An 11,676-nucleotide genomic window follows, 5' to 3' on the forward strand; every position below is an offset into this window, starting at 1 on the left:
TGGCAGATGGGTGGGGCCTGGACGGCGTAGCGGCCATTCGTGGCAAACGGGTGCTGCGGGCCGGGGCGTGCGGCGCCCGGGTCGGGGGAGCGGGGCCAGGCCATCGCCGAATCACCACGAATGGCCGCTAAACCGGGTCTCATAGCGGCCATTCGTGGCAAATGGAGGGCCCGCCGGATGGCGTAGCGGCCATTCGTGGCAAACGGGTGGTCCGCAACGACGTGCGTGCCACCCCGGCGCGCGGCCACCCCCCAAACACAAAAGAAGCTGGTGCAGTCGCGCGAGGCGTCTGCACCAGCAGGTAGTACGAATTTTCAGATTGCTATGAAACGTTACTCATTCGCGGCTCCCTTTTTCCCGGTTGTTCGCTTACCGGGCTGTTGCGTCGTCAGCCAGATGCCTTGACATCAGCCAGCCGGCGCCGACCATTGCTAGGCCAAGGACCATAAAGCCCCATGCGCCCATGACATTCAGCGACAGGAAATTGGCCACCGATCCCACTCCGACAATGAGCGAGTAGGCGCTAAGGACGATGTACAACAGGCCAAAGCCCATCAGGAAGTTCCGGGCACCCATGGGGTTGCTCCGGGACATGACCACTCCAATGACGCCGATAAGGGCCTGAATGATGTTCAGCAGCATCGAAACCTGGAACACACCCAGGAACAGGGCCGTGGAATTCGGTCCAACGAACGCCAATGAGTCGTACTGCGAGGTGACGCCGGGGATGAATCCCAGGATGCCCACCACGATAAGGACAATACCTACACCCATGCCGACGTTCTGGACATCCGTCCGTCCGAAATGAACGCCGTGAGCATGTGGAGATGCGGTAGTCATTTTCTGCCTCCAACCAATGATTGCGGACACTAACAATTTTACGGCCGGGTAGGGGAAAAAGCGCTGGCAAACGGGCAGCCGAACTGAGGGTGGACTCCCTGAAACCGGCCGTGGAAAGCCCCACAAAATCGGCCGGTTGAGCCTGTCGCAACGGGCGGCCAGCCCGGCGCGTGGCACGATGGAACACGATGAAACTGCGCGCTGATCAGACCGGAGACCGTGGACTTCCGATGCCCTTGTGGCTGCAGGGAGCCCTCGAATCCGCGCAGGCTGCCGTCATCTCCGCCCTGGTGGTGGCCGCCCCGATTGTCGCGGTGTGGGCTACGGCCGGTTTCCAGAACGGCGCCCCCGACGTCCTGGCCCGGCTCGCCGGCCAGGCGTGGATGCTGATCCACGGCGTTCCGCTGCTCCTCGACACCGCCGGCACCGGCGCCGTCGCGCAGCCCGAATCCGGCGTCCTGTCGCTCACCCCGCTGGGTCTGACCCTCATCCCGTTCCTCCTCGCCTGGCGCGCCGGCCGGCGGCTGGCCCGGGCGTCCTACACGGACCAGCTCTGGCAGGCGCTGCTCGGCTCGTGGCTGATGTACGCCGGCTTCGGTCTGGCCACCGGCTTCGTCTGCCGCACGGACGACGTCGGTGTGGGCCTCTGGTCCGCCGCCCTCATCCCGCTGGTTCCGTTCGGCCTGGGCATGGTGATCGGCGCCCGCCGCGAGGCCGGTTCCTGGAGCCGCCTGATCGGCGTCGACGCCGTGGACTGGCTCGCCCGCACCAGCCAGCATTCGCGCTGGGCCGGGTCCTACCTGGGGTCCGCCATAAATGCAGGCTTCGTGGCGCTCATGGCCAGCCTGGCCATCAGCTGCGCCCTGCTCGCCGCCACCATGTTCATCCACTGGAACCTCGTGATCGCGGTGTATGAAGCGCTCGACGCCGGCGCCCTGGGCGGTGCCGTGCTCACCATTGCGCAGCTCGGCTTCCTCCCCAACCTGGCGGTGTTCGCCCTCGCCTGGACGTCCGGGGCGGGCTTCGCCCTCGGCGTCGGCTCGCACGCCGGGGCGCTGGGCACCGCCGTCGGGCCGCTGCCATCAATCCCGGTGTTCGCCGCGCTGCCCGCCGGGTCGCTGGACTTCGGAGCGGCCGCGCTGGTGGTGCCCGTCATCGCGGGGACGCTGGCCGGCTGGTGGTTCCTCCGCGAGGGCGAAAACCACTTCGACGAATGGCTCTCGATCAAGATCCGCGCCCGCTGGTTCACCGCCACGGTTTCCACCGTGGTGCTCGGCGTGATGGTGGGCGCTGTGGCCGGACTGCTCGCGGCAGGACTCGCCTGGCTGGCCCAGGGTTCCGGCGGCATCGGCCGGCTCACCGACATCGGCCCGGACCCGCTCACAACGGCACTGTTTGTCGCCGCGGAGGTGGCGGTCGGCGTCGTGATCGGTTACGCCGCCGGACCGTGGCTGGAACGCCAGCAGAAACTGCGCGAAGCCGACCTCGAGGCCTCGTCCGTCTGACGCCGTCCGGCCCGCGATCCAGCGGAAGTCAGAGTCAGCGGAAGCGTGGCAGTGAGTTCTCCAGCTGGGTCTGGCACTTGGACGCCGCCTGCTGGGTCAGGGCCTGCCGGCTGCACTGCTGGTACTCCCGCACCTGGTTGAAGAACAGGGCCGAGGACACCAGCAGGAGCACCTGCACGGCCAGCACCACCAGCCCGGAAATGGTCCCGAAGAGCACGAACTTCGATTCCTTGTACCGGGCGTACCGCACCAGCACCATGATGCCCAGCACCGTCCCGGCCGCCGTCAGGAGCGCGCTCAGCCAGAGGTAATTGATGTCCAGCTGGTAGACGAAGAACGATCCCAGCACGGCCACGATAAAGCTGCGGAACAGGAGATGGGTCTTGGCCTCGGAGGCCTTGGCCGCATCGCTGAGGGGGTGCGGGCCCTGCTGCCGGCTGCCCGGGCTGCCGGCGGGGTCGTTCGGGGGATTCATGTTTTCCAGCCTACGCGAGCGTCCCCATAAGCTAGGACCATGCGCATCGTAGTCCTCGTCTCCGGCACCGGCTCCAACCTCCAGGCCGTCATCGACGCCGTCAACGAGGGAACGCTCGACGTCGAGATCGCCGCCGTCGGCGCGGACCGGCCCGGCACCTACGGGGTGGAACGCTCCGCCGCCGCCGGCATCCCCACCTTCGTGGTGGACTTCAAGGCCTACCCGGACCGGGCCGCCTGGAACGCTGCCCTGACCGAAGCCGTGGCCGCCTACTCCCCGGACGTCGTGGTGTCCTCTGGGTTCATGCGGATTGTGAGCGCGGACTTCATCGACGCGTTCGGCGGCAAATACCTCAACACGCACCCGGCCCTGCTGCCGGCGTTCCCCGGCGCGCACGGGGTCCGCGATGCCCTCGCCTACGGGGTGAAAGTCACCGGATGCACGGTGCACTGGGCCGACGCCGGAGTGGACACGGGCCCCATCATCGCGCAGGAAGCCGTGGCGGTGGCCGACGGCGAGACCGAGGAATCCCTGCACGAACGGATCAAGGTGGTGGAGCGCCGGCTCCTGGTCTCCACCCTGGCCTCCCTCGCCGCTGCGGAGTAGCCGCAACCACACCCAGTCGACTCCCGAATGCTGCCTTGCGGAGGCCGCTGACGATGACAAACGCCAGGTGATTCGGGCTGCTCTGCCCCCGTTGGGGCCGGATCGTCCGGGCCATTTGGTGGTACCAAGTAGTCCGTCCGGCGAAACCGAGTACTCCACCGAAAAGTCGGGTACTCAAGGGCCAAAGTCGAGTATTCCAACGCCGGTTCCGCGGGCTTTGGGGGCCGTAGTCTGGCGCAGTCTCATTCGTCTCATGCGCCCCGGGGGTCCATCGTGTCTCACTTCAGCTTTGCCAAAACCAGTCCCAAGATCCTCGGCCTGACTGCCGCCCTGGTTCTCGGTACCGGAGCAATTTCCGCCGCCTACGCCGTCTCGGCCACATCCGGCACCGGAGAAATCAACGGCTGCTACAACATCAACAACGGCGGTCAACTGAGGGTCCTCGCCGCCGGCGGATCGTGCGATTCCAAGAAGGAAACGGCGATCTCGTGGAACATGCAAGGTATCCAGGGGCTGCAGGGCCTCGCCGGCCCGCAGGGCATCCAGGGAGAGAACGGGGAGAAGGGCGACACCGGGGCCACCGGGGAGACCGGTGCGGCCGGCGCCCAGGGGGAGAAGGGGGATACCGGGGAGACCGGTGCGGCCGGCGCCCAGGGGGAGAAGGGCGACACTGGGGAGACCGGTGCGGCCGGCGCCCAGGGGGAGAAGGGCGATACCGGGGAGACCGGTGCGGCCGGCGCCCAGGGGGAGAAGGGCGACACTGGGGAGACCGGTGCGGCCGGCGCCCAGGGGGAGAAGGGAGAAATCGGAGCCACCGGCCCGGTTGGACCGGCCGGAGCCATGGGGGCCACCGGTGCCACCGGTGCGGCTGCGTCCACCAGTGTGACGGTGGCCTCCGCCAGCGGAACGACGGCACTGACCGTCTCGGCGTCGTGCCCCGCAGGCAAGACGGCCGTGTCGGGAGGCTACTCGCTCGGCTCGACCACGGGCAACAACGCAGCCACGGCGAGCCAGCCGATCACGGACGCCAACGGCACACCCACCGGCTGGACCGTCACCCAGAAAACCGCGACGGCCATGACGGTCTACGTCACCTGCATCCAGTAGCGAACGCCCGGATGCTCTCTCACTTTTGGCTGCTTTGAGGCCCTCAAAGCAGCCAAAAGTGAGAGAGCGTCCTGGGTGCCGGGCGGCGGAAACCGGCCCTCGAAAGCCCCCGGCGGCGTTACTCGAGGTGGCGCTGCTTGGTCTCCGGGGCGAAGAATGCCATCCACAGCACGCTCAGCAGCACCAGCACACCGGCGATCGCGAACGAGGTTGCCAGCCCCAGCTGCGGCCACAGGAACGCCGCGAAGATCAGCGGGCCGAAGCCGGCGCCGAGCCGGGAGAAGGTGGACGCCCAGCCGAAGCCCGAGCCGCGCAGCTCCGTCGGATACAGCTCCGAGACGTACGCGTAGAGCACCGGGATGGCCACCTGCACCACAAAGCCGAAAACCAGCAGCCAGAACACGGCCGCCGTCGGGATGTCCACCACAAACGCGACGATCACCAGCGTCAGCGCGGACAGCGGGCCGGTGATCGCCAGGATCCACTTCCGGCCCACGCGCTCCACCAGCAGCGCCGCCACCACCACGCCCAGGAGTCCGACGGCGGCCATGGAGGCGGTGGTGAGGAACGCCTTGTACTCCTCGAAGCCGGCGCCGATCAGGATCCGCGGCATCCACGTCAGCGACAGGTAGTAGACCAGCAGGATGCTGAAGAACAGGGACCAGGCCGCCGTCGTGATTTTCCAGTCGTACTGCCAGAGCCGGCGCAGCTGGGTCCAGGCGCTGCCGGCGGACAGCCGCGGGGCGTCCTTCGCCTCCGGCAGGCTGTAGGCGCGGGGCTCGGCGCCGGTGGCCGAGACGAGGTCGTCGATCACCTTCGCGGCCTCCTCCCGCCGGCCCTTGCGGATGAGGAAGAGCGGGGATTCGGGGACGCTGCGGCGGACCCAGAACACCAGCAGCGCCGGCAGCACCATCACCAGCATCGTCAGCCGCCAGTCGCCATACAGGGCCACCAGCCCGGCGGAGACGAACCCGCACAGCGCGGCGCCGACCGGCCACCAGCCGTCCATTGCGGTGAGGACCTTGCCGCGCTGCTTGCGGGGCGTGAACTCGCCCACCAGCGCGTAGTCCACCGGGATGCAGCCGCCCAGGCCGAACCCTGCCATAAACCGGAAGACGCAGAACCAGATGAAGTCGGGGGAGAAGGCGCCCAGCACGGTGAAGACGGAGAAGATCAGCAGGGTGGCGGTGAACGCCTTTTTGCGCCCGATGGTGTCCGCGATGGTGCCCCAGATGAAGGCGCCCAGGGCCATGCCGATCAGGTTCGAGGTGCCGATCCAGGCGGCCTCGCCCGGGCTGAGGGACCAGTGCTTGGACAGCAGCGGGATCAGGATTCCGTTGAGGGTGACGTCCCAGGCGTCGAACATAAAGCCCAGGCCGCCGATCAGGAAGATCCGGCCCTGCACCTTCCAGCGCCAGGGCAGGTCCTGGACCACCTGTTCGCCGCTGGGCACAGTGGTGTACGTATTCATCTCAGCCTCCTGGGGAAAACTCTACGTGGCCGGGCCCGCCGGCGGTGCGTGCTTCATACTCCGGCGCGCGGGAAGGTGCGGCGCGCCGACGCGATAAACTGGCCGCATCCCCACCACCCGCGGCCCCGCCGCGATATAAGACGGAGACTTTTGTGAGCTTCACGCAGCTTGACCGTGTATCCATCGACCGTGTCCCCATCCGCCGGGCCCTGATTTCGGTCTACGACAAGACCGGTCTGGAGGAGCTCGCGCGGGGCCTGCACGACGCCGGCGTGAAGATCGTATCCACCGGCTCCACCGCCAAGAAGATCGCCGCCGCGGGCATCCCGGTCCAGGAAGTCGAGGAAGTCACCGGCTCCCCGGAGATGCTGGACGGCCGCGTCAAGACCCTGCACCCGCGCGTCCACGGCGGCATCCTCGCCGACCGCCGCGTCCCGGCCCACATGGACACGCTCGCGTCGATGGACATCGAACCGTTCGACCTCGTCGTCGTCAACCTCTACCCGTTCGTGGAGACGGTGAAGTCCGGCGCCGCGCAGGACGACGTCGTCGAGCAGATCGACATCGGCGGCCCCGCCATGGTGCGTTCCGCCGCGAAGAACCACGCCGCCGTCGCGATTGTGGTGGACCCGTCCTCGTACCACGACGTGGTGGCGGCCGCCGCTTCCGGCGGGTTTGACCTGAAGGCCCGACGGCGGCTGGCCGCCAAGGCGTTCGCGCACACCGCCACCTACGACACCGCCGTGGCCAGCTGGACCGCCAGCCAGTTCCTCGACGAGGACGGCGACGGCGTCATCGACTGGCCCGCGTACGCCGGCCTGGCGCTGGAGCGCTCCGAGGTGCTGCGCTACGGCGAGAACCCGCACCAGCAGGCCGCCCTCTACGTGGACAAGGCCGCCCCGGCCGGCATCGCGCAGGCCGACCAGTTGCACGGCAAGGCCATGAGCTACAACAACTTTGTCGACGCCGACGCCGCCCTGCGCGCCGCGTTCGACTTCGCCGAGCCCGCCGTGGCCATCATCAAGCACGCCAACCCGTGCGGTGTGGCCGTGGGATCCGCCTCCGCGGCGGACCCGATCGCGGACGCGCACGCCAAGGCCCACGCCTGCGACCCGGTCTCCGCGTTCGGCGGCGTGATCGCGGCGAACCGCACGGTCACCGCCGGCATGGCCCGGACCGTCGCCGGCATCTTCACCGAGGTGGTGATTGCCCCGGGCTTCGAGGACGAGGCCGTGGAGATCCTGTCCAAGAAGAAGAACATCCGTCTGCTCGCCCTGCCCGAGGGCTACGGCCGCTACCCCTCCGAAATCCGGCAGGTCTCCGGCGGTGTGCTGGTGCAGATGTCGGACCGCGTGGACGCCGACGGCGACAACCCCGCCAATTGGACCCTCGCCGCCGGTGAGGCCGCCGACGCCGACACCCTGGCCGACCTCGCCTTCGCGTGGACCGCCTGCCGCGCCGCCAAGTCCAACGCCATCCTGCTGGCTGCCAACGGCGCTGCCGTGGGCATTGGCATGGGCCAGGTCAACCGGCTCGATTCCTGCAAGCTTGCTGTTGAGCGGGCCAACTCACTGGGTGTGGCCGTGGATTCCGCGGTGGAGGGCGCCGGCGGTGCAGCCAACGCTGACGCGGCGGGCGCGCCGGAGCGTGCGCGCGGCGCCGTGGCGGCCTCGGACGCGTTCTTCCCGTTCGCCGACGGCCTGCAGATCCTGATCGACGCCGGCGTCCGCGCCGTGGTCCAGCCCGGCGGCTCGGTCCGCGACGACGAGGTCATCGCGGCAGCCAACGCCGCAGGCATCACCATGTACTTCACCGGCGCCCGGCACTTCTTCCACTAGCGCCAACGCAGGCGCGGCGGCCGCCGTCGGGCTCTGCGGGCACGCGGTGGGGCATGCGCCCGGGGACGTACAAAGAAGGGACATGTCCTCCCTTCCCGGGAGGACATGTCCATTTTTTGTGGCCACGACCGGGCATATAGGGCATATGTCCAGTCTTGGGCGGGTGCGGAGGGCATGTCCTGTGGAACCGGGGGAGTAGTTGCACCCGGTGCCCCTCCCGCACGCAAAAGCGGGGCCACCTGGGCCCATCCCCGCTGCTGGAGATGGGCCTCGAGTGACCCCGCGCTTGTGTGGCTGGGTGCAAGTCCTAGGCGGCAGAGGATGCGCTGCTGTAGGCCTGCTGGATGACGGAGCCCCAGTACGGGCCGTACATCGTGGTGGACTTGCTGCCGTAGCCGTAGCTGTTGACCGAGTTCTGGTAGCCGGTGGAGCTGGTGCCGATGAACCACGGGCCGCCCGAGGAACCGCCGGTCATGTTGCACGGGATGCCCTGGCTGTTGAACTGCGGGTTGTACGGGTCGTTCGTGGCGGTGCCGCTGCAGCTCTTGAGGGATTCGCCGTCGAAGGGCCGTGCGGCGGGGTAGCCGAAGGCCTTGTAGGTGAGGCCGCGGGCGGCGTTGAACTGCACGCCGGAGGCGCCCACCACGTCGGCGAGCCGCTGGCCGTTGAGGGTGTTCATCACCGCGAAGCCGGTGTCGTAGGTCATGTCGCCGCCGGAGCTCCACTGGGTGGGTGCGTACAGGGCCTTGGCCGTCCACATGCCGTACGGTGCCGAGCCGTTGAGGTAGGCCGGGACGAACGTGAACTTGGTGGCGAAGGCACCCGGGCCCTCGTTGAGGCAGTGGCCCGCCGTCGACACCGTGCTCTTGTTTGTGGAGGACACAGAGTTGCCCGAGCAGACGTAGTTGGTGCCGCCCAGGGTGAAGAACACCTTGCCGATGTGCTTGACCGGGGTCTCGCTGGCGTTCGCCTTCGTGTCCACGGCCTTGGCCTGCTGCTGCGGGGCCTGCACCTCGACGGTGGCGGGCGCTCCGGCCTCCGCCGGGCGGTTCAGGCCGGCCTTCGAGTTCGCGCTGCGCTGCAGGGCCCTTTCGGCCAGGACGTCGCCAGGGATGGCGTTGCGCATCCGCTCGGCGGTCCAGTATTCCGCTCCGCCGGTCTCGACGACGGTGTGGCTGGTGACCCCCGACGTTTCGGCCGGTGCCTTGCCGGATCCCGGGGCGGCGTTCGCTGCGCCCGCGGCGCTCAGTGCCAGCAGCGCCGCGGCCGAGAGGCTGAGAAGGCTGGTGGCCAGAGTCTTGGGTGTTCTCATGGGTGTCCTAACCGGTGGAATGCGGGGCGGCCGCCTCTGGCGGCCGCGGTGATGGAACGAAACTACGGGACATTGACGGGCGTGTAAAGCATTTTGTCAATTCTTGTCACAGCACGTTGCTGCCGTCACGGAGCCGGGAGCGCACGACGCCGGTAGGCGGCAACGCTGCTCCCTCGGGTAAGTTAGGGGTGTTGAGATAACACAAGATTCCGGAAATACCCAGACCTTCAGGGAGACGCCCGAGCAATGGCAAAGATTATCTATACCCACACCGACGAAGCGCCGATGTTGGCCACCTATTCGTTCTTGCCGATTGTCGAAGCCTTCGCTTCGACGGCCGGTGTGGAAGTGGAGACCCGCGACATTTCGCTGGCCGGCCGCATCATCGCCGCATTCGGCGACTACCTCACCGAAGAGCAGCGGGTCAACGACGCCCTGGCTGAACTTGGCGCCCTCGCCAAGACGCCCGAGGCGAACATCATCAAGCTGCCTAACATCAGCGCCTCCGTGCCCCAGCTGAAGGCCGCCATCGCGGAACTCCAGGGCCAGGGCTACGCCCTCCCGGACTACCCGGACAACCCTTCCTCCGACGAGGAAACGGACATCCGCTCCCGCTACGACAAGATCAAGGGTTCCGCCGTGAACCCGGTGCTGCGCGAAGGCAACTCGGACCGGCGTGCGCCGCTCTCCGTCAAGAACTACGCCCGGCAGAACCCGCACAGCATGGGCGCGTGGACCCCCGAGTCCAAGACCAACGTGGCCCACATGGACGCCGACGACTTCCGCTCCAACGAGAAGTCCGTCGTCATCGGTGCGGACACTAACGTCAAGATCCAGCTCGTCAAGGAAGACGGCACGGTCAAGGTCCTGAAGCGTGCCTTCCCGGTCCTTGCCGGCGAGGTCCTTGACGGCACCGTGATGCGCGCCGCCGCGCTGGATGAGTTCCTCGCCGCCCAGGTGGCCCGCGCCAAGGAAGAGGGTGTGCTCTTCTCCGCCCACCTGAAGGCCACCATGATGAAGGTCTCCGACCCGATCATCTTCGGCCACGTCGTCAAGGCGTACTTTGCCGACCTGTTCAACACCTACGGCGCCCAGATCGCCGCCGCGGGCCTCAGCCCCAACAACGGCCTGGCCTCCATCCTCAACGGCCTCGAGGACCTCCCCGAAGAGATCCGCGCCGACGTCGAGGCAGCCATCCAGAAGGGCCTGAACGACGGCCCCGAGCTGGCCATGGTCGACTCCGACAAGGGCATCACCAACCTGCACGTCCCCTCCGACGTGATCGTGGATGCCTCCATGCCCGCCATGATCCGCAGCTCCGGCCACATGTGGGGCCGCGACGGCCAGGAAGCCGACACGCTCGCCGTCCTCCCGGACAGCAGCTACGCCGGCATCTACCAGGTGGTCATCGACGACTGCCGCGCCCACGGCGCCTTCGACCCCACCACCATGGGCACCGTCCCGAACGTCGGCCTGATGGCCCAGGCTGCCGAGGAATACGGCAGCCACGACAAGACCTTCGAGATCGCCTCCGCCGGCACCGTCCAGCTGGTGGACGACGCCGGCACGGTCCTGATCGAGCACCAGGTCGCCCCGGGCGACATCTGGCGCGCCTGCCAGACCAAGGACGTGCCGATCCGCGACTGGGTCAAGCTGGCCGTCACCCGCGCCCGCGCCTCCGCCACCCCCGCCGTGTTCTGGCTGGACAAGGGCCGTGCGCACGACGCCCGCATGATCGCCAAGGTGGAGGAATACCTCAAGGACCACGACACCACGGGCCTGGACATCAGCATCATGTCCCCGGAGGAGGCGACGGCGTTCACGCTGGAGCGCATCCGCAAGGGCGAGGACACCATCTCGGTGACCGGCAACGTGCTGCGCGACTACCTCACGGACCTCTTCCCGATCCTGGAACTCGGCACCAGCGCCAAGATGCTCTCCGTGGTTCCGCTGATCAACGGCGGCGGCCTCTTCGAGACCGGCGCCGGCGGCTCCGCCCCGAAGCACGTCCAGCAGCTGCTCAAGGAAAACCACCTGCGCTGGGACAGCCTGGGCGAATTCCTGGCCCTCGCCGTCAGCTTCGAGCACCTGGCCACCTCCACGGGCAACGCACGGGCGCAGGTCCTCGCCGACACCCTTGACCGCGCCACCGGCACCTTCCTGCTCGAGGACAAGTCCCCGAAGCGCAAGGCCGGCGAGCTGGACAACCGCGGCAGCCACTTCTACCTGGCCAAGTTCTGGGCCCAGGAGCTGGCCCGCCAGACCGACGACGCCGAGCTGGCCAAGGCGTTCGCCGCGGTCTCCGCTGCGCTGGACTCCGGCGAGGAGACCATCGTGGGCGAGCTCCTGGCCGTCCAGGGTTCCCCGGTGGACCTCGGCGGCTACTTCCACCCGGACGAGGCCAAGGTGACTGCTGCCATGCGGCCCTCCGCCAAGTTCAGTGAAGTGCTGTCGATGCTCGGCTAGCACGTCCCCGGCCGGCGTCCAGCCGGCTCCAAAACGCCAGAGGGCGCACCGGATTT

General features: G+C 68.0%; 9 protein-coding genes. 5 read left to right on the forward strand and 4 right to left on the reverse strand.

Annotation, left to right across the window (positions count from 1 at the left end):
* Window positions 1–369: 369 nt before the first annotated feature.
* A complete protein-coding gene (locus AR539_RS06960) occupies window positions 370–774 on the reverse strand; it encodes a DUF4383 domain-containing protein (RefSeq protein ID WP_231728520.1) in 405 nt (134 codons plus the stop codon).
* Window positions 775–1,028: 254 nt separating this feature from the next.
* Here AR539_RS06960 and AR539_RS06965 point away from each other — a divergent pair, with 254 nt between their 5' ends.
* A complete protein-coding gene (locus tag AR539_RS06965) occupies window positions 1,029–2,345 on the forward strand; it encodes a cell division protein PerM (protein ID WP_066434064.1) in 1,317 nt (438 codons plus the stop codon).
* Window positions 2,346–2,379: 34 nt separating this feature from the next.
* Here the strand turns inward: AR539_RS06965 and AR539_RS06970 are convergent, their stop codons facing one another.
* Window positions 2,380–2,820, reverse strand: coding sequence for a hypothetical protein (locus AR539_RS06970; protein WP_066434065.1), 441 nt, complete (start codon window positions 2,818–2,820; stop codon window positions 2,380–2,382).
* Between the two features lie 39 nt (window positions 2,821–2,859).
* On the opposite strand from AR539_RS06970, the gene purN reads away from it, so the two are divergent.
* Window positions 2,860–3,426: a phosphoribosylglycinamide formyltransferase gene (gene purN, locus AR539_RS06975; protein WP_066434066.1), complete on the forward strand. Its 567-nt coding sequence runs from the start codon at window positions 2,860–2,862 to the stop codon at window positions 3,424–3,426.
* A 273-nt stretch (window positions 3,427–3,699) separates the two neighbouring features.
* The gene (locus AR539_RS19800; RefSeq protein ID WP_066434067.1) at window positions 3,700–4,533 is read left to right on the forward strand and encodes a collagen-like protein; all 834 of its coding nucleotides are present in this window, start codon (window positions 3,700–3,702) and stop codon (window positions 4,531–4,533) included.
* 118 nt (window positions 4,534–4,651) lie between these two features.
* Here AR539_RS19800 and AR539_RS06985 read toward each other — a convergent pair whose 3' ends face one another.
* Entirely contained in the window at window positions 4,652–6,004 is a 1,353-nt protein-coding gene (locus AR539_RS06985) for an MFS transporter (RefSeq protein ID WP_066434070.1), read from the reverse strand.
* A gap of 152 nt (window positions 6,005–6,156) precedes the next feature.
* Here AR539_RS06985 and purH point away from each other — a divergent pair, with 152 nt between their 5' ends.
* Window positions 6,157–7,842 (forward strand): bifunctional phosphoribosylaminoimidazolecarboxamide formyltransferase/IMP cyclohydrolase, encoded by a 1,686-nt coding sequence (gene purH, locus AR539_RS06990; protein ID WP_066434073.1) that lies wholly within the window; start codon window positions 6,157–6,159, stop codon window positions 7,840–7,842.
* Between the two features lie 307 nt (window positions 7,843–8,149).
* Here purH and AR539_RS06995 read toward each other — a convergent pair whose 3' ends face one another.
* Window positions 8,150–9,154, reverse strand: a complete 1,005-nt coding sequence (locus AR539_RS06995; RefSeq protein ID WP_066434076.1) for a trypsin-like serine peptidase — start codon at window positions 9,152–9,154, stop codon at window positions 8,150–8,152.
* A 246-nt stretch (window positions 9,155–9,400) separates the two neighbouring features.
* Here AR539_RS06995 and AR539_RS07000 point away from each other — a divergent pair, with 246 nt between their 5' ends.
* Window positions 9,401–11,620 carry an NADP-dependent isocitrate dehydrogenase gene (locus AR539_RS07000; RefSeq protein WP_066434079.1) on the forward strand — a complete coding sequence of 740 codons (2,220 nt, stop codon included), beginning with the start codon at window positions 9,401–9,403 and terminating at the stop codon, window positions 11,618–11,620.
* The last annotated feature ends 56 nt before the right edge of the window (window positions 11,621–11,676 follow it).

Source organism: Arthrobacter sp. EPSL27 (assembly GCF_001512305.1).
Lineage (GTDB): Bacteria > Actinomycetota > Actinomycetes > Actinomycetales > Micrococcaceae > Arthrobacter.